This is a genomic window from Nocardioides sp. NPDC004968, from assembly GCF_040608935.1.
Lineage (GTDB): Bacteria > Actinomycetota > Actinomycetes > Propionibacteriales > Nocardioidaceae > Nocardioides.
The window spans coordinates 44,832-62,945 of the sequence record NZ_JBEXJF010000030.1 but is presented as its reverse complement, the minus strand read 5'-3'; the positions used below and the strand labels follow the sequence as shown (position 1 = coordinate 62,945).

General features: G+C 70.2%; 15 protein-coding genes. 7 read left to right on the top strand and 8 right to left on the bottom strand.

Annotated features, from left to right (window positions below; all coding sequences use genetic code 11):
• Window positions 1-91: 91 nt before the first annotated feature.
• The 7 genes from ABZU72_RS22105 to ABZU72_RS22075 all read right to left on the bottom strand — a co-directional run bounded on the left by ABZU72_RS22105 (window position 92) and on the right by ABZU72_RS22075 (window position 10,318).
• Window positions 92-628 carry a nucleotidyltransferase family protein gene (locus ABZU72_RS22105; protein WP_355020952.1) on the bottom strand — a complete coding sequence of 179 codons (537 nt, stop codon included), beginning with the start codon at window positions 626-628 and terminating at the stop codon, window positions 92-94.
• Window positions 625-1,200 (bottom strand): hypothetical protein, encoded by a 576-nt coding sequence (locus ABZU72_RS22100; RefSeq protein WP_355020951.1) that lies wholly within the window; start codon window positions 1,198-1,200, stop codon window positions 625-627. Before ABZU72_RS22100 ends, ABZU72_RS22105 begins: the two co-directional genes overlap by 4 nt.
• Window positions 1,201-1,488: 288 nt before the next feature.
• Window positions 1,489-2,520, bottom strand: a complete 1,032-nt coding sequence (locus ABZU72_RS22095) for an alpha/beta fold hydrolase (RefSeq protein ID WP_355020950.1) — start codon at window positions 2,518-2,520, stop codon at window positions 1,489-1,491.
• Between the two features lie 199 nt (window positions 2,521-2,719).
• Entirely contained in the window at window positions 2,720-4,354 is a 1,635-nt protein-coding gene (gene groL / locus ABZU72_RS22090) for a chaperonin GroEL (RefSeq protein ID WP_141795060.1), read from the bottom strand.
• Between the two features lie 212 nt (window positions 4,355-4,566).
• Window positions 4,567-5,112, bottom strand: a complete 546-nt coding sequence (locus tag ABZU72_RS22085) for a GNAT family N-acetyltransferase (protein WP_355020949.1) — start codon at window positions 5,110-5,112, stop codon at window positions 4,567-4,569.
• Window positions 5,113-5,139: 27 nt separating this feature from the next.
• Window positions 5,140-6,474, bottom strand: a complete 1,335-nt coding sequence (locus ABZU72_RS22080) for a M1 family metallopeptidase (protein ID WP_355020948.1) — start codon at window positions 6,472-6,474, stop codon at window positions 5,140-5,142.
• Window position 6,475: 1 nt separating this feature from the next.
• Complete coding sequence (locus ABZU72_RS22075) at window positions 6,476-10,318, bottom strand: Pls/PosA family non-ribosomal peptide synthetase (RefSeq protein WP_355020947.1); 3,843 nt, start codon at window positions 10,316-10,318, stop codon at window positions 6,476-6,478.
• A 128-nt stretch (window positions 10,319-10,446) separates the two neighbouring features.
• Between ABZU72_RS22075 and ABZU72_RS22070 the strand changes: the two genes are divergently transcribed.
• The 7 genes from ABZU72_RS22070 to ABZU72_RS22040 all read left to right on the top strand — a co-directional run bounded on the left by ABZU72_RS22070 (window position 10,447) and on the right by ABZU72_RS22040 (window position 17,244).
• Window positions 10,447-10,812 (top strand): YciI family protein, encoded by a 366-nt coding sequence (locus ABZU72_RS22070; protein WP_355020946.1) that lies wholly within the window; start codon window positions 10,447-10,449, stop codon window positions 10,810-10,812.
• A complete protein-coding gene (locus tag ABZU72_RS22065; protein ID WP_355020945.1) occupies window positions 10,809-11,144 on the top strand; it encodes a YciI family protein in 336 nt (111 codons plus the stop codon). Before ABZU72_RS22070 ends, ABZU72_RS22065 begins: the two co-directional genes overlap by 4 nt.
• A 14-nt stretch (window positions 11,145-11,158) precedes the next feature.
• Complete coding sequence (locus ABZU72_RS22060) at window positions 11,159-12,391, top strand: DUF6596 domain-containing protein (protein ID WP_355020944.1); 1,233 nt, start codon at window positions 11,159-11,161, stop codon at window positions 12,389-12,391.
• A 17-nt stretch (window positions 12,392-12,408) separates the two neighbouring features.
• Window positions 12,409-13,977 (top strand): AMP-binding protein, encoded by a 1,569-nt coding sequence (locus ABZU72_RS22055; protein ID WP_355020943.1) that lies wholly within the window; start codon window positions 12,409-12,411, stop codon window positions 13,975-13,977.
• An 88-nt stretch (window positions 13,978-14,065) separates the two neighbouring features.
• On the top strand, window positions 14,066-15,670 hold the full coding sequence (locus tag ABZU72_RS22050; protein WP_355020942.1) for an AMP-binding protein: 1,605 nt from the start codon (window positions 14,066-14,068) through the stop codon (window positions 15,668-15,670).
• A 100-nt stretch (window positions 15,671-15,770) separates the two neighbouring features.
• Window positions 15,771-16,019, top strand: coding sequence for a helix-turn-helix transcriptional regulator (locus tag ABZU72_RS22045; RefSeq protein WP_355020941.1), 249 nt, complete (start codon window positions 15,771-15,773; stop codon window positions 16,017-16,019).
• Window positions 16,012-17,244: a HipA domain-containing protein gene (locus ABZU72_RS22040; RefSeq protein WP_355020940.1), complete on the top strand. Its 1,233-nt coding sequence runs from the start codon at window positions 16,012-16,014 to the stop codon at window positions 17,242-17,244. The genes ABZU72_RS22045 and ABZU72_RS22040 overlap by 8 nt, the downstream gene beginning before the upstream one ends.
• Here the strand turns inward: ABZU72_RS22040 and ABZU72_RS22035 are convergent.
• Entirely contained in the window at window positions 17,194-18,102 is a 909-nt protein-coding gene (locus ABZU72_RS22035; RefSeq protein WP_355020939.1) for an SGNH/GDSL hydrolase family protein, read from the bottom strand. The genes ABZU72_RS22040 and ABZU72_RS22035 overlap by 51 nt on opposite strands.
• Window positions 18,103-18,114 lie beyond the last annotated feature (12 nt).

The window sequence follows — 18,114 nt, the reverse complement described above, 5'->3', positions numbered from 1 at the left end:
CGGGCTCACCGGCACCGAACCTGCCAACCCCGAATACCGCATCGCCGACGACGTCCGCTGGGCCATGTCGATCTCCCCGTCGTACCCAGGCTCAGCGGCTGTCGGTGTCGAGGCCGGTCGCCAGATCACCGCATTCGACCAGGATCACCCGGTGCGACTTCAGGTAGGGCTTGGCGCCCTGGTCCCCGACCGCGGCCGCCATGATGCCCGGCCAGTGTTCGCGGCCGAGCAGCACCGGATGCCCGGGAACGCCCGAGTACGCCGCGCGCGCCAGGCCGGTGGTCGGGCCCGCCGAGACCACCCGGGAGACCACATCGGCCCCGACGTCAGGCAGGTCGACGAGGTGAACGACGGCAACCTCGGTATCCGGCCCGAGAGCAGCCAGGCCGACCCGCAGCGAAGCCCCCATCCCCTCGTCCCAGTCCTCGGCGACGACGACCCGCTGACCGGTCGGGAGCATCGCCCGCGCCTCGTCGGCCGCGGCGCCGAGCACGACGAGTACGTCGTCGCAGCCGCCCTCGCGCAACACCTCGATCGACCGCACCAGCCAGTCGTCGACCAGCGCCTTGGGCATGCCCATCCGCCGCCCCGCGCCGGCGGCCAGGAGCAGGCCGGCGACCGCCGTCACTTGAACGCGGCGGTGTAGAGCTTCTGCAGCTTCGCGCTCTTGACGTCGCTGTAGCCACAGCCGATGACCTTGGCATCGCCCTTGGCAGCGACCAGGTAGTTCTTGCCCTTCTCGAACTCGGGCATCGGGATCGTGCTCGGCGCGGGCAGCATGATCCGGACGGTGTCGGTGCCACCGACTCCGTCGGCGTACATCCACGTCTTCACCCGCAGCACGGCCTCGCTCTCGCTCACGCTCTCCGCGGTGCCCTCGAAGGCGAGCGCGGCGTTCTGGGAGAGCCACTTCGAGGTCGGCGGGATGCATCGGGCGGCGTCCGCGACGACGGTCAGCTCGGTCGCGCCTGCGCCTCCGGCGGGAGCGGATGGCGAGGGGACCGGTGCGGTCTCGGTGACCGTGGCGATCGGCGACGGGGGTGCGGCGTCGGGGTCCTCAGCAGTGTCGTCGGAGCTGAGCAGGCCGAAGGAAGCGACGATCGCGACGAGCACGACCGCGGCGGCGATCACGGCTGCGACCCATCGCCACGGTGACCGCGGCCGCTGCATCCCGGTCTTCGGTCCGAGGTCGACACTCATGCCAACATCATGCCTCATCACTGGGTGCCATCCGGGGACCCCGTCGGCCACCTGCACGTTGACACACGCAGGCGGGGCCCTGGCTTCGAAGAGCCCTGACCCCGCCCGCCGCTGCAGAACTTCACCCGGATATTCCCTTGGGCTTCAAAGCCCCCCAGATCCAGACGCTTCCCCGCAGTCGGCCACTGTGTGGAGCACCAATGTTGCGTTACCGAGCTGTTGTCGAGACAGTGTCGAAAGTCCCCAAAAGAATGGGACCGCTGGGCCCCTCCTCATCGCCTGATCAGGTCATGCCAGATGACGATCGAGGAACCCGACGACCCGCCGGATCGAGAGGTCCCACTGCGGCGCGAAGGCGTGCTGCTCCCCGGGGTAGACCCACAGTCGCTGGCGTACGCCCGCGGTCTCCATCAGGTCCCGGGTGGTGTAGGCCCACCTGATCGGGCAGGACTCGTCATTGGTCCCGTGGTGCATCTGGACCGGGACCTCGATGCGGTCGAAGTACGTCCGCGCCGACAGCCCCTCCCAGAACTCCGGCTCCGTCTCGGGATCGCCGTGCTGCCGGTAGAGCCGGGCCACCTCGTCGGGCCGCGACGGCACCGCCCACCGGTTGATGTTGTCGACGATGTCGGAGGAGACCGACGCGTACGTCACCCCGGCCCGCACCAGCCCCGGCTGGGCGACGAGCGCGTTCATCACCACTCCCCCACCCATGGAGCGGCCGAGCAACGCGGTGCGGTCGGGGTCGACGTACGGAAGTCGCTTCATCGCCTGGACGGCGTTGATGGTGTCGCGGGTGTAGCCGAGTCGGCTCTCGTCCTCCTCGGTTCCTTCCGGGATGGGGGACGATCCGGCGTGACCGCGGTAGTCGGTGTGCAGGACGACGTAGCCCTCCCGCGCCAGCCGGTCCTGCTCCCGCTTCAGCCCCTGCCCGGTGACGTAGATGTCGGTGTCGATGTGACCGTGCGCGAAGACCACCCCTGGGAACGGACCGGCGCCCCGCGGCCGGAAGAGCACCCCGGTGATCGTCAGCGGACCGCTCGGGTAGCTGACCTCGAAGCGCCGGTACGCATCCGTGCTCCCCGACTCCCGCAGCACCTTCACCTCGCCGCCCGGGAAGTCCTCCCGCATCAGCTGCGGGAGCGAGACCTTGTCGGCCACAGGTGGGAGCGTCTCCGACGGGCTCGGAGAGGGTGAAGAGGGTGGCGCCGAGGTCGACGGTGTCGCTGCGCGGGACGAGGGAGCAGCGGCCGGCTCACCGCCGCATCCAGCGAGAAGCACGGCCGAGATCGCCAGCGCCGACATCGCCTTCGGGCTCATGGCGTCGAGCGTAGCCCGGTGTCCGTGATACGACGGGACGCTTTGGTCGGTCTACCCGCTGGTAACGGACAAGAACGTCCCGTCGTACCTCCCGGCGGCGGCCGGAAAACGACAAGTGCCCCCGCCAACCGGCGGGGGCACTCGCGTGTGCTCTAGCGAAACGGACTCAGCTGTGCTGATCGCTTCTTCGGCTTGCGCCTCAGAAGCCCATGCCGCCCATGTCACCCATGCCACCGGTCGGGTCGCCACCAGCGGCGGCCTTCTCCGGCTTGTCGGCCACGACGGCCTCGGTGGTGAGGAACAGCGCGGCGATCGACGCGGCGTTCTGCAGCGCCGAGCGGGTCACCTTGGCCGGGTCGATGATGCCCGCGGCCAGCAGGTCGACGTACTCGCCCGTGGCGGCGTTGAGGCCGTGGCCCTGCGGGAGGCCGGCGACCTTCTCCGCCACGACGCCGCCCTCGAGGCCGGCGTTGATGGCGATCTGCTTCAGCGGCGCCGAGATGGCGGCCTTGACGATCGAGGCACCGGTGGCCTCGTCGCCGTCGAGCTCGAGCTTCTCGAAGGCAGCGGCAGCGGCCTGGATCAGCGCGACACCACCGCCGGCGAGGATGCCCTCCTCGACAGCAGCCTTGGCGTTGCGGACAGCGTCCTCGATGCGGTGCTTGCGCTCCTTGAGCTCGACCTCGGTGGCCGCGCCGACCTTGATGACGGCCACGCCGCCGGCCAGCTTGGCGAGGCGCTCCTGGAGCTTCTCGCGGTCGTAGTCGGAGTCCGACTTCTCGATCTCGGCGCGGATCTGGTTGACCCGGCCCTCGATCTGACCCTGGTCGCCCGAACCCTCGACGATGGTGGTCTCGTCCTTGGTGATGACGACCTTGCGGGCCTGGCCGAGCAGCTCGATGCCGGCGGTCTCCAGGGAGAGGCCGACCTCCTCGGAGATGACCTGACCACCGGTGAGGATCGCGATGTCCTGCAGCATGGCCTTGCGGCGGTCACCGAAGCCCGGAGCCTTGACGGCGACGGACTTGAAGGTGCCCTTGATCTTGTTGACGACCAGCGTCGAGAGAGCCTCGCCGTCGACGTCCTCGGCCAGGATGACCAGCGGCTTGCCGGTCTGCATGACCTTCTCCAGGACCGGGATCAGGTCCTTGACGCTGGAGATCTTCGAGTTGACGATCAGGATGTACGGGTCGTCGAGGACGGTCTCCATACGCTCCGGGTCGGTCACGAAGTAGGCCGAGATGTAGCCCTTGTCGAAGCGCATACCCTCGGTCAGCTCGAGGTCGAGCCCGAAGGTGTTCGACTCCTCGACGGTGATGACGCCTTCCTTGCCGACCTTGTCCATCGCCTCGGCGATGATCTCGCCGACGGTGGTGTCAGCAGCGGAGATCGAGGCGGTAGCAGCGATCTGCTCCTTGGTCTCGATGTCCTTGGCCTGCGCGAGCAACTGCTCGGTGACGGCGTCGACGGCCGCCTCGATGCCGCGCTTCAGGCCGGCCGGGTTGGCACCCGCGGCGACGTTGCGCAGGCCCTCGCGGACCAGCGCCTGGGCGAGAACGGTCGCGGTCGTCGTGCCGTCACCGGCGACGTCGTCGGTCTTCTTCGCGACCTCCTTGACCAGCTCGGCACCGATCTTCTCGTAGGGGTCCTCGAGCTCGATCTCCTTGGCGATGGAAACACCATCGTTGGTGATCGTGGGGGCACCCCACTTCTTCTCGAGCACGACGTTGCGGCCCTTGGGACCGAGGGTGACCTTGACGGCGTCGGCGAGGGTGTTGAGACCCTTCTCCAGACCCCGACGGGCCTCCTCGTTGAAAGCGATGAGCTTCGGCATTGCTCCTGCGATCCTTCACTTGGGAAGTTCGTTGGATCCGGTCCGATGGGTTGCCCGCGACGGACGACGCCACTCCCGGCAGAACCCTTCCCTGCCGCTCGCGACGCCTCAACGTCACCGGTCCGGTTGTTGTCACTCTCATGGTAAGAGTGCCAGCCTCATGTTTAGCACTCGACCCCTGCGAGTGCAAGAAAATCCCAGGATGGCGACGGTCAGAGAGGCTTCGCGAGCTCGGCGAACTCGAGGTCGTCACGCAGCGGGCGGCCGAAGCGCTCATCGCCGTAGGGGAACGGCTCGAAGCGTCCCGTACGCCCGAACCCGCGCCGCTCGTAGAACGCGATCAGGTCCTCGCGCTGACGGATCACAGTCATCCGGATCTCCTCCGCGCCCCACTCGCGCGCGATCCGCTCGGCCTCGGCCATGACGGCCTTGCCGACGCCGGCCCCCTGCAGCTGCGGCGAGACGGAGAACATGCCGAAATAGACGTACGCCTCTCGCTTCTGCAGCTGGCAGCAGGCGACGATCTCGCCCGGCCGCTCGGCGCCCGGGTGTGTCTCAGCCTCGGCGACGAGGAGGCGGGATCCCGGAGCGGTGATCACCTCGCGTACGCCCTCGGGGTCGGTGCGCTGCCCCGCGAGCAGGTCGGCCTCGGTGGTCCACCCGGCACGGGAGGCGTCGCCGCGGTAGGCCGACTCGATCAGCCCGACCAAGGCGTCCACATCGGAGAAGTTGGCATCACGGAAGGTCAGCTCAGGCACGAGCCCCAAAATACGACAGAGCGACAATCAGGCGGGCAGGTCGGGCAGCGCCGACCGGCGCAGCCAGGCGTCGAAGAGCGCGGTGAGGTCGCGGCCGCAGACCTCGGCCGCGAGGGCCTCGAAGTCGGCGGTGGTGACCGATCCCCCGCTGTGCCGGGCGATCCAGGTGCGCAGGATCTTGAAGAAGGGCTCGTCGCCGACGGTGCGCCGCAGTGCGTGCAGGGTGAGCGCTCCGCGCTTGTAGACGCGGTCGTCGAACATGTCCGCGGGACCGGGGTCGGCGAGGACCAGGTCCTGCGCGAGCGCGGACAGCCGACGGTGATGGTGGCGGGCGTGCTCGCCGCACGCGCGACCCCCGGAGGCGTCGGACCACAGCCACTCGCTGTAGCAGGCGAAACCCTCGTGCAGCCAGATGTCGCGCCACTCGCGCAGGGTCACCGCGTTGCCGAACCACTGGTGGGCGAGCTCGTGGGCCACGAGGCGTACCTCCGACCACTCGCCGGTGAGGTGGTTGCGCCCGAAGGTCGACAGCGACTGCGACTCGAGCGGGATCTCGAGCTCGTCGTCGGTGACCACGACGGAGTAGGAGGCGAACGGGTAGGGCCCGAAGACCGAGGTGAAGTAGGCCATCATGTCCCGCTGCCGCCCGAAGGAGGCCTCGAACCCGGCGGTGGCGTCGACCGGGTACGCGGCCCGGATCGGCACCCGGCCGCCCGGCCCTTCGCTCGTCGCGATGTCGACGACCCGGTAGCGCCCGATCTGCACCGTGGCGAGATAGGTCGCCATCGGCTCGGCCTGCCAGTAGCGCCAGGTCTCCCCACTGCCGCGGCGTACGCGGGAGGTCAGCTCGCCGTTGGAGACGACCGCATAGCCCGGCGCGGTGGTCACGCTGATCGCGTAGCGGGCCTTGTCGGAAGGGCGGTCGTTGCAGGGGAACCAGGTCGGCGCACCATGCGGCTGACCTGCGACGATGACACCGTCATCGAGCTCCTCCCAGCCGGCGTCGCCGTGGTGGGACAGCACCACCGGGCGGGGCTTGCCGGAGTATCTGACCGTGACCACGAACTCCTCGCCAGCCGCGATCCGCGAGCGGAGGTTCAGCACCAGGCGGTGGTCGTGGTGGGACCACTTGGCCGGTGGGCGGCCGTCGATCGCGACCTTCTGCACCCGCAGGTAGGCGAGGTCGAGGACGATGCGGTTGATGTCCTCGACGGCGACCGCGCGGATCGTCGCCGTGCCCGCGAGCCGGTTGCCGACCAAGTCGTAGGTGAGCTCGAGGTCGTAGTGGGTCGCGCTCCACGACGGATCCCCATGACCAGGAAGGTAGGGGTCGGCTGCGGGGAGCTTCGGCACGGCGGTCATGTTAGGGGGCCGCCTGGTCCCAGGGACCGATCGGGTTGCCGATCCACAGGGTCTTGTCGGGGAGGCTCTCCCCGCGCATGACCAGCGAGACCGGGCCGACGACCGCGTGCCGGCCGATGGCCGCGGCGGGCAGGATCACCGAGTTCGGCCCGAGCGTGGCGCCGCGCCGGAGGACGACCTCGTCGAGGGCCAGGACGCGGTCGTGGAACAGGTGCGTCTGCACGACCGTGCCGGCGTTGACCGTGGCGCCGTCGCCGAGCTCGACGAGGTCGGTCTCGGGGAGCCAGTGGGTCTCGATCCACACGCCGCGGCCGATCTTCGCGCCGAGCGCTCGGAACCAGAGGTTGAGCACCGGGGTGCCGGACACGGCGCCGGTGAACCAGGGTGCGGCGAGCACCTCGACGAAGGTGTCCGCCAGCTCGTTGGCCCACACGAACCAGCTCCACAGCGGGTGCGACCCGGCCCGGATGCGGCCCACGAGCAGCCACTTCGCCGCGACCGTGATTCCGGCGGCGACCGCTCCGGCGACCGCGAGCACCGGCCCGGTGACCAGGATCGCGACGAGGAGGTCGGTCGCCTCCCAGACCCGCACGAGCACGTAGCCGACGCCCGCGTAGAGCAGCACCGCGAGCGTCTGCGGCACCAGCCGGGCCAGCTCGACGAGCGCCCTTGCGATCTTGAGGCGTGTCGGTGGGTCGTAGGTGCGTCCCGAGTCGGCCTCGCCGGCCGCCCGGCGCAGCGGCGCCGGCGGCGAGCCGAGCCAGCTCTCCCCCTTCTGCGCGCGTTTGCGGCGCGGGGCCGCGCTGAGCACGGCGACCAGGGACGCCTTCGGCACCTTGCGGCCGGGCGCCGCCATGCCGGAGTTGCCGACGAAGGCGCGCTTGCCGATCTTCACCCGCTCGACCCGCAGCCAGCCGCCGCCCAGCTCGTAGCCGCCGATCAGGGTGTCGTCGGCCAGGAAGCTCTGGTCGTTGACCTGCGTCAGCCCGGGGATCATCAGGACCGTCGAGGCCTCGACGTGCTTGCCGATCTTCGCCCCCAGCGCCCGCAGCCACAGCGGCGTCAGCGTCGAGGAGTAGAGCGGGAAGAGCCACGTGCGTGCCTCGTCGAGCACCTGCATCGTCGACCAGACCGCGACACCGGCCAGGCTGCGTACGGGATGTACGCCGGGGGCGATCGCCAGACCGGCGAGCCGCACCACCGCCCAGATCAGCGCGGCCAGGGTGGCGAATCCGGCCGCCACCGCGACCGGGCTCCAGGCCAGCAGCGCCCCGATGTCGGTGTAGGAGGTGGGCACGCCGGCGAGGGCCACGCCGACGAGCATCCCGACGCCGATGGCGACCGCGGGCAGGAGCGCGAGGACGGCGGCCGCGATGCCGTAGAGGAGCATCCAGACCTGGGCCCGCGCCTCGGGTGGCTGCCACGGCCCGCGGGCTTCTCTGGCGGCGCGTACGGCCGGCGAACCCGACCAGAACTCGCCCACCGGCACCACACCGAAGACCGCCGAACCCGGTCCGACTTCGGCGTCGTCGCCGACGCGTGCGCCGGGCAGCAGTGTCGAGCGCGCCCCGACGCGGGCCCGTTCGCCCACCTCGACCTCACCGAGATGGAGCACGTCACCCTCGATCCAGTGACCGGAGAGGTCGACCTCCTGCTCGATCGAGCAGCCCTTGCCGAGGGTGAGCATGCCGGTGACCGGCGGGAGGCTGTGCAGGTCGACGTTCTTGCCCATCCGCACGCCGAGCAGCCGGGCGTACCAGAGCATCCACGGTGCCCCGGCGAGACCGTGCGCGCCGAGCTCGTCGACGGCGTGCGTCGCCAGCCAGAGCCGGAGATGGACCTTGCCGCCGCGGGGGTGCTCCCCCGCACGTACGCCGCGCAGGATGAGTCGCGCCGCGCCCGCGGCGAGCAGCATCCGGCCCGGTGGAGTCAGGAAGGCGAGGACGGCCGGCACGAGGATCCACCAGCTGAGCGAGGGCAGCCAGGGCGCCCACGGCTGGGCGAGCGTCGTCCCGAGCCCGATCCAGGTCAGCCAGCGCGGTGCCGCGAGGCAGCGCAGCAGGATCGTGGCGACCACCTGCGCGACCTGGGTCTTGAGGCGTACGGCCGGCACCTCGTGCTCGGAGAGCGCGGCAGAGCTGCCCATCTCGTCGATGTAGGTGGCCAGCGCGCCGAGCTTCGGCTGGTCGTAGATGTCGCCGAGCGCGACCTCGGGGAAGCGCTCGCGGATCAGGCTGACCATCTGGGCCGCGGTCAGGCTGCCGCCGCCGAGGTCGAAGAAGTCCGCTGCGGGCCCGCTGACCTCGGCGCCGAGGACGTCGTTCCACAGCCCGGCCAGCCAGGCCTCGGTGTCGCTGAGCCCCTCTCCCGAACCCGCGGCCGAGGCGAGCGGCCACGGCAGCGCGTCGCGGTCGACCTTCCCGCTCGTACGCGTCGGGAGGCTGTCGACCACGGCCAGCCGCGGCACCAGCGCCGCCGGCATGTCGGCCCGGAGCCGGGCGACGGAGGTGGCCTGGTCGAAGGTGTCGTCGACGGTGACGTAGCCGACCAGCAGGCTGTTGCCCGCGGCGCTCCTCCGCACCGCCGCCGCGGCCCCGACGACCCCGTCCAGCTGGAGCAGAGCGCTGTCGATCTCGCCGAGCTCGATGCGCCGGCCACCGAGCTTGATCTGGTCGTCGGCGCGCCCGCCGAAGAGCAGCCCGGCGGGATCGTTGACGACCAGATCGCCGGAGCGGTAGGCGCGCTCCCAGCCGAGAGTGGGCATCGGAGCGTACTTCTCGGCGTCCTTGGCCGCGTCCAGATAGCGCGCCAGGCCGACACCGCCGATGATCAGCTCTCCGGTCTCGCCCTCGGGGACCGGGAGGCCCGTGGCGGGGTCGACGACGGCGAGGTCCCAGCCGTCGAGCGGGAGGCCGATCCGTACCGGTCCCTCGGCGGTCAGCTGGGCACCGCAGGCGACCACCGTCGCCTCGGTCGGGCCGTAGGTGTTCCACACCTCCCGGTCGGGTGTGACCAGTCGGGCGGCGAGCTCGGGCGGGATCGCCTCGCCGCCGGTGATCAGCAGCCGGACCCTGTCGAGCGAGGACGGCGGCCACAGCGCGACCAGCGTGGGCACGGTCGAGACGATGGTGATCTGGTTGGCGACCAGCCACGGGCCGACGTCGACCCCGGACCGCACCAGTGCCCGTGGGGCCGGGACCAGGCAGGCGCCGTAGCGCCACGCCAGCCAGATCTCCTCGCAGCTCGCGTCGAAGGCCACCGAGAGGCCCGCCATCACCCGGTCGCCGACCCCGATCGGGGCGTCCTGGAGGAAGAGGCGCGACTCGGCGTCGACGAACGCCGCGGCGTTGCGATGGGTGACGGCGACGCCCTTCGGGGTGCCGGTCGACCCGGAGGTGAAGATCACCCAGGCGTCGTCGTCGGTCGACGGCTCCTCCGGCTCGCGTTCCTCGCCGGGCTCGCTCGTCGTGGTGACCCGCAGGTCGTTGGTCACGACCGCAGCGACCTGCGCCTCACCGAAGACCAGCCGGGCCCGCTCCTCGGGATCGTCGGCATCGACCGGCACGTAGGCGGCGCCCGCGCAGAGGATCCCGAGGATCGCGACGTACAGGTCGGTGGTGCCGCTCGCGATCCGCAGCCCGACCTTGTCCCCCGGTCCGATCCCGGCGGCGTTGAGCTCGGCGGCCAGCCCGTCGGCGGCCTCCTCGAGCTCTGCGTACGTCAGCAGCCCGTTGCCCGCGTCGACGGCCGGCTCGTCGGGCACCTGGGCCGCGGTGGCCCGGAAGATGTCGACGAGCGTCCGGGGCTCGGGCGCGTGCTCGCTTCGCAGCAGGGGGTCGGTCACACGCGGAGCCTTCCGGTGAAAGTTGAACGGATGACGTACATCTTCGTTCCTTCCCGGTGTCGATTTGGCCTTGTCCCACCCGTCATCCCCGATGACAGACTCAAACCGAGCGGACGAAAGGGATCACGATGACCAGATACATGGTGCTGCTGCCGACGAACGAGGCCTTCTGGGCCGAGTCGACGCCGGAGGAGAAGGCAGCCGGGTACGAGGTGCACGGCAGGTTCGCCAAGCTGCTCGCCGAACGCGGGCACAAGGTCACCGGCGGCGCCGAGCTCCATCACTCCAGCAAGGCCAAGACGCTGCGCAAGACCGGTGACGGGGTGGTGATCACCGACGGCCCGTTCGCCGAGACCGTCGAGCACGTGACCGGCTTCTACACGATCGAGACCGACGACGCCGACGACATGCTCGAGTGCTGCAAGGTGCTCGCCGAGCTCGAGACGGCGCTCGAGATCCGCGAGATCGTCGAGCACGAGGGGATGTCCGCATGAGGTACTACCTGCTCATCCCCAACGTCGAGGCCGAGTGGCAGGCGAAGTCGAAGGAGGACCGGAACGCGTTGTTCGCCGTGCACGAGAAGTTCGCGGCCCTGCTCGCCGAGCGTGGCCACACGATCTTGAAGGGGTACGGCGCAGCGCTCGCGGCTCCGTCGACGGCGGTGACCGTGCGTTCCTCGGGCGTCACCGACGGCCCCTACACCGAGGCGGCCGAGCACCTGGCCGGGCTCTACGTCGTGGAGTCCGAGGACCGCGATGACTTGGCCGAGTGCTGCCGGCTGCTCGCCACGGTCGAGTCGGCGATCGAGATCCGCGCGGCGGACTAGGGCGACCCACGGCGATGCTGGAGAAGGTGCTGCGCGAGGAGTGGGGCCGGTTGCTGGCCCTCCTCGTCGCGCAGTTCCGCCGTCTCGACCTGGCCGAGGACGGCCTGGCCGACGCCTTCGAGGCAGCGGCGCGGAGCTGGCCGGTCGACGGCGAGCCCGACAACGGACCGGCCTGGCTGCTCACCACCGCGCGGCGGCGGATCGTGGACCGGATGCGTTCCGAGGAGGTGCTGGCTCGCAAGATGCCGCTGCTCGCGGTGGATGCGGCGGTGACCCAGGAGGCGCAGCGGGTGATGGTCGACTCTGGTGAGGTCACCGACGAGCGGCTGCGCCTGGTGCTGCTCTGCGCCCACCCGACCCTGTCCCGCGAGGCGGCTGCCGCACTCACCCTCCGTCTGGTCCTCGGCGTCTCCACCGAGGACATCGGGCGGCTCTTCCTGCAGTCGAAGGCCACGATGGCGGCGCGGCTGACCCGGGCACGGAAGCGCCTCGCGGGCGCCTCGTTCGAGGTTCCCGCAGACCTCGCCGGCCGGGTCGGGATCGTCGCCGAGGTCGCCTATCTGGCGTTCACGGCGGGCTACGCCCCCGGCACCGGTCCCGATGTCGTACGCAGCGACCTGGCCGGCGAGGCGATCCGGCTGGTCCGGGTCCTTCGGTCGGTTCTCCCCGAGCCGGACCCGGAGATCGACGCTCTCCTCGCGCTGATGCTCCTGCAGCACTCGCGCCGAGCGGCCCGGATCGGGCCGGACGGCGCTCTCGTGCTGCTTCCGGACCAGGACCGCACCCGCTGGCGGACCGACGAGATCGCCGAGGCCCTCGCGATCCTCACCCCGCTCGCCCACGCGGCCCCTGCCCCCTATCTCCTCCAGGCGCTGATCGCCGCGGAGCACACCCTCGCGCCCAGCTCCGAGACGACCGCCTGGAAGCGCATCGTCGAGCGCTACGACGAGCTGCTGACGCTCCAGGACACCCCGGTCGTACGTCTCAACCGGGCCGTCGCGGTGGCCGAGGCGAACGGCGCCGGGGCCGGGCTCGAGGCGCTGGACTCGGTCGCTCTCCCGGGGCACCGGCTGCCTGCCGTACGTGCCCAGCTGCTGGAACGGTCGGGGCGTCACGAGGATGCGATCGAGGCGTACGCGGAGGCCATCGCGCTCTGCACGCACGGGCCGGAGCGGGCCGACCTCGCCCGGCGGCAACAGGCGTTGGAAGGTTTTCCACCCCATTCGCTAGACGAGAACACGTTCTAGTTGCCACACTCGGTGATGTGACCCCGATCACTCTCCCTGACATCCTCGAGGCGATGGCCGACGCCATCCCCGACCGCACCGCCGTGTTCACCATGGAACACGCCTACAGCTTCGCCGAGGTCGACGAGCGCGCGACCAGGCTGGCCAACCACCTCCTCGGGCAGGGCATCAAACCTGGCGACCACGTCGCCGTCCACTCCCGCAACCGGATCGAGTGGGTCGACGCCTTCTACGGGTGCATGAAGGCGCGGGCGGTGCCGATCAACATCAACCACAAGTACCTCCACGACGAGCTCGACCACCTCTACCGCAACTCCGACGCGGTCGCGGCGATCATCGGACCGGAGCACGTCGAGGCGGTCGCCGCGCTCGGCCTGGGCATCCCGACGCTGGTGATGGGCGAGGAGTACGACGCCGCGGTCGCCGCCGCGTCCAAGGAGCGCCCCGACATCGAGCGCAGCCCCGACGACCGCTATGTCATCTACACCGGCGGCACGACCGGGATGCCGAAGGGCGTCGTTTGGCGCCAGGAGGACATCATCCGCGCCGCGATGAACGCGAGCCGGTTCGGCGCTCCCTTCGACACCGTCGAGCAGCTCGCCCAGGAGGCTGCGGCACAGGAGTCGCCGATGGTGCTGCTGGCCTGCGGTCCGATGATGCACGGCGGCAGCCAGTGGATCATGGGCAACGGCCATGTCGCCGGCTGCACGGTCTCGCTCTACACCGAGCCGGCCTGGTCGCCCGAGACGATCCTCGACCTGGTCCAGGCCGCCGGGGTCAACTCGCTCACCTTCCTGGGCGACGCGATGGGCCGCCCTGTCGCCGAGGCGATCCTGCGCGAGCCGGAGCGCTGGGACCTGAGCAGCCTGTTCGCCGTCTCCAACGGCGCCGCCCCGCTCTCCGCGGGGGTACGCACCCAGCTCCGGGAGGCGCTGCCGGGCCGCTACATCCTCGACTCCTACGGCGCCTCGGAGTCCGGGGCGGCCGGCATGCAGGTCGACGACGGCAACGAGGGCGCGCAGGCCGCGCCGAAGTTCCAGGTCGGGATGGACGTACAGGTCTTCGACACCGACATGAAGGCGTGCGCTCCGGGTGAGACCGGGATGCTCGCGCGCACCGGGTCGATCCCGCTGGGCTACTACAACGACCCGGTCAAGACCGCGGCGACGTTCAAGGAGGTCGGCGGGCAGCGCTGGTCGATCCCGGGCGACTTCGCGCGGCGCGAGGAGGACGGCTCGATCACCGTCCTCGGCCGCGGGTCGGGCTGCATCAACACCGGCGGCGAGAAGGTCTTCCCCGAGGAGGTCGAGTCGGTCCTGCTGCGTCATGCCGACGTCTTCGACACCGCGGTCGTCGGCACCCCGCACGAGCGCTGGGGCCAGCAGGTCACCGCTCTCGTGCAGCTCCGCGACGGCGCCGTGACCTCGACCGATGCGCTCCGCGAGCACTGCCGCAGCCTCATCTCCGCCTACAAGGTGCCCAAGGACATCCTGCTCGTGGAGCGAGTCCCTCGCACGCCGGTGAGCAAGGTGGACTATCGTGCCAGCGCTACGGTCGCCGCCGAGCTGCTCGAGGCGCGTACGTGACGACCGGGTGATCCGACGTACGGCTCCGTGCCGTGCGGCGCTACCCCTGGCCCTACCAATTGGAAGGCGCAGAAGCCCTGTGTCCGCCGTGATCCCCCTCACACTGCCCGACATCCTGGAAGCGATGGCCGATGCCATCCCCGACCGCCCGGCAGTCATCACCACCGAGCGCGCCTACACGTACGCCGAGATCGACGAGCGTGCCACGCGCCTGGCCAACCACCTGCTGAGTGTCGGCCTCGAGCCGGGTGCCCAGGTCGCCGTCCACGCGACCAACCGGATCGAGTGGGTCGACGCCCTCTACGGGTGCCTCAAGGCCCGCACCATCCCGGTCAACATCAACCATGCCTACCGACGCGACGAGCTCGCCCGGACGTACGCCGCCACCGACTGCGTCGCGGCCATCGTCTCCCCCGAGTTCACCGATGATCTCGACGAGCTCGACCTGAAGCTGGACCACCGGGTCGTCCTGGGCCCCGACTACGACGCCAAGGTCGCCGCGGCGTCCAAGGAGCGGCCGACGGTCGGACGTACGCCCGGCGACTGGCACATCATCTTCACCACCGGCACCACGGGCACCCCGAAGGGTGCGGTCTGGCGCCAGGAGGACCTGATCTGGGCCGCACTGAACACGGTCCGCCGCAACGCGCCGATCCCGTCGGTCGAGGGTCTCGCCGCCGAGGCGGCCGCTCGCGACTCGGGTGTCGTCCTGCTCGCCGGCGGTCCGCTGCTGCACGGGCAGAGCCAGCTGCTGCTCCTGCGAGCGCTGGTCGCCGGTGGCACCGCGGTTCTCGACACCTCGCCCACGTTCTCCGCCGAGGCGTTCCTCGACCTCGCCGAGCGGGCCGGCGCGACCGCGATCACGCTGCTGGGCGACGCCCAGGCGCGACCGGTGGCCAAGGCCCGGCTGACCGGCAAGAAGCGCTGGCCGCTGCACTCGCTCGCCGGGGTCTCCAACACCGCGGCACCGCTCTCCGACGGCGTCCTCGCAATCCTGCGCAACGCCTTCGCCCGCCGGGTCATCGTCGACTCCTACGGCACCCTCGAGACCGGCGTCACCGGCTCCCGCGCCGACGACGGATCCCCGCTCGTGCCCGGCGAGGCGCGGTTCATGGTGGGTCCGGAGGTGGAGGTCTTCAACCCCGACCTCACCCCGGCGGCTCCCGGGGTCGAGGGTCTGCTGGCCCGATCCGGCCCCGCCGCTCTCGGCTACTACAAGGACAACGCCCGCTCGGCGACCGCGATCAAGCTGATCGACAACCGGCGCTGGACCTTCCCCGGCGACCTCGCCCGCCGCGAGCAGGACGGCTCGATCACCTTGCTGGGCAGGGCCGCCACACTCGTACGCACCGGTGACCTCGAGATCCACCCCGAGCCCATCGAGGGCGTGCTCCTCGCCCACGAGGACGTCGTCGACGCCGCCGTCTTCGGCATGCCCCATCCGCGCTGGGGCCAGCAGGTCGCGGCGCTGGTGCAGCTCGCCCCGTCGACCGAGACCACGGCTGCCGACCTGCGTAAGCACGCCCGCGACCGGCTCGGGGAGTCGCACGAGCCCAAGCTCGTCCTCCTGGTCGAGTCGGTGCCGCGTACGCCTGCGGGGACCGTCGACTACCGCGCCGCCACCGGCCTCACCGCCGACATGCTCAGCACCGGCGGCAAGGGTCCAGACGAGGACGACAGCACGAGCGAGTAGCCCCACGTCATCCCGGTGTCAGGATATCCGAACATTCCGGCAGTGTCCTGATATTCTGACACTCCAACGTTGTAAGGATAACCTGACACCGGGAGAAGATGTGGCTCACTACACGGCGATAGCACGCTCGCCCCAGGCGCTGGGACGAGCGCTTGCCGAGGTGCGCACGGCGCGCGGCCTGACCCAGGAGGAGCTCGCCGAGACACTCGGGATCTCGCGGCAATACATGGTGGGGATCGAGTCCGGCAACCCCAACCTCTACGCATCGCGCGTCTTCGAGGTGATCCGCGAACTCGGCGGCCATATCGAGCTACATGCCGAGATCCGTGAGGGCGGTCCCGATGCGTGATCCACTCGACGTATGGGCCTACGGAACCCGGATCGCCACGATGACCGAGGATCCGAATGGACGGCTGTCCTTGTCCTGGACCACCGAGGCACAGGACCGCTGGGCCTCCCAGGTCCGGATCCTGTCGGCGAAACTGACCATCGGAGTACGACCGGTCCCGGCGCTGGTCAAGGCTTACCTCGACGGCCTGCTCCCGGAAGGCAATGCACGAACGAACCATGCGATGAGCGCCGGGGTGGGCCCGGACGACACCTTCGCCCTCATCCGCTCCTACGGTCGGGATACACCTGGCGCGGCGATCTTCGTTCCCGAGGGAACCGCCGACCCCACGACGTCCGGCCACTACGAGCCTCTCGACTCGGACGAGGTCGCTCATCGGATCCGCTACGCCGACGAGAACTCACCTTCCGATCAGTTCGGAGTCACTGCAGAGTCGAGCAGCCTCCCCGGAATGGTGCCCAAGATCGCTCTCCATCGGATCGGCGAGACCTGGCAGGCCTGCAAGGCCGGAGCGCCGTCGACCTGGATCATCAAGCGCGGATCGTCTCCGGAGTCCGGAATCGCTGACGTCATCGACACCGAAGCAGCGAGCCTGGAGCTTGCCCGTCGAGTCGGGCTCACCACAGTCGACACCGAGATCCTGGAGTACGAGGACGTACGCGCGATCGCGATCTCCCGATACGACCGTGGGCCCGGCGAGGCGCGAATCCACCAGGAGGATCTCGCCCAGGCAGTCGGTCTCAATACCTCCGACCCCAACCGCAAGTTTCAATGGGGCTCGAAGCTCCCGACACTTCGCCACGCAGCAGATGTGCTCCGGGAAGACGGCGGCAACCCGGACGACCTCCTGCGGCTGGTCACCTTCTCCCACCTCGTCGGCAACACCGACATGCACGCGAAGAACATCTCATTCATCCGTCGGGCCGACGGGAGCGTGACCCTGAGCCCGGCGTACGACATCTCCATGCATCTCCACCACCGCAGGGACAACCGGCGGTTCGCGTTGGACGTCAACGGGAAGTTCCTCGTCGACGAGGTCACCATCGACGACGTGGTCGCGGAGGGCCGCTCATGGGGTCTGCCCGAACGACGCGCTCGGCGGGTTGTCGATACGACCGTCGCCGACCTCGCCAAGGCACTTGGCGGCATCGACCGCAGCGCCCACCCGGGCGTCTCAGCCGAGGCTTGGACCATCGTCGACGAGCGGGTCGCCGCTGCTTCCTAAGGGCTCGGGCAGGTGGTGTCCGAAGGGGACCTGCTGGACCTGCCCGAGGGCGGCGAGGACGGAGGGCAGCATCGCTTTGGCCGTGCGCTTGTAGCCCATCGCGCTGGGGTGGAAGTGGTCGATGGCGAACATCTCGTCGGGGTTGGTGATGAAGAACGGGCCGACGACGTCGGAGAGCGAGACGACGTGGGCACCCCGGGCCAGTGCGGTCTCCCGCTGGCCGTCGGCCAGCTGCTTGGCGATCCGGCGTCCGAGCGAGCGCAGCGGCTGCGGCAGGGGTCGCACCGCACCCACGTCCGGACAGGTCCCGACCACGACCTCGGCACCACGCTCGCGCAGCGCGTCGATGACCTCCCCCAGCACCCGGGTGGAGTCCTTCTGCGGCACCCGGTGGGTGACGTCGTTGCCACCGACGATGACCACCGCCACATCGGGCCGGTAGCCCTTCGGCAGCGACTCGAGCTGCGCGGGGAGCATCGACGTCTCGGCCCCGACCACGGCAGCCGTACGCAGCCGCACCGGCCTCAGCAGAGCCTTGGCCGTGCCCTTGGCCAGCCGCGCGCCGAGGGTGCCGCTTCTGGTCTCCGCGCCCAGCCCGGCGGCGATCGAGTCGCCGAGGACGAGGAGCTCGACCGGCGTACCTCCGTAGGCCTTCTTGTAGACCTTGTCGGCGTCGATCGCCTCCTCGCCGAGGGGCTTGCCGATCACGTCACGCGCGTGCGCCGCCTGTCTCTTCAGCAACGTCACGAACCCGGCACCGGCCGCCGCCCCCACCACACCGACTGCGCCGGCGACCCCGGCGGTGGCGGCGACCATGCCGAGCCACTTGGCCTCTTCACTCGTCTTCGTGGTGTTCACATTCCTTAGGTG

Coding starts and splice junctions, on each gene's coding strand:
- ABZU72_RS22100 (WP_355020951.1), bottom strand. CDS start 1,200: ATGAGTGTCGACCTCGGACCGAAGACCGGGATGCAGCGGCCGCGGTCA.
- ABZU72_RS22095 (WP_355020950.1), bottom strand. CDS start 2,520: ATGAGCCCGAAGGCGATGTCGGCGCTGGCGATCTCGGCCGTGCTTCTC.
- groL (WP_141795060.1), bottom strand. CDS start 4,354: ATGCCGAAGCTCATCGCTTTCAACGAGGAGGCCCGTCGGGGTCTGGAG.
- ABZU72_RS22080 (WP_355020948.1), bottom strand. CDS start 6,474: ATGACCGCCGTGCCGAAGCTCCCCGCAGCCGACCCCTACCTTCCTGGT.
- ABZU72_RS22070 (WP_355020946.1), top strand. CDS start 10,447: ATGACCAGATACATGGTGCTGCTGCCGACGAACGAGGCCTTCTGGGCC.
- ABZU72_RS22065 (WP_355020945.1), top strand. CDS start 10,809: ATGAGGTACTACCTGCTCATCCCCAACGTCGAGGCCGAGTGGCAGGCG.
- ABZU72_RS22060 (WP_355020944.1), top strand. CDS start 11,159: ATGCTGGAGAAGGTGCTGCGCGAGGAGTGGGGCCGGTTGCTGGCCCTC.
- ABZU72_RS22040 (WP_355020940.1), top strand. CDS start 16,012: ATGCGTGATCCACTCGACGTATGGGCCTACGGAACCCGGATCGCCACG.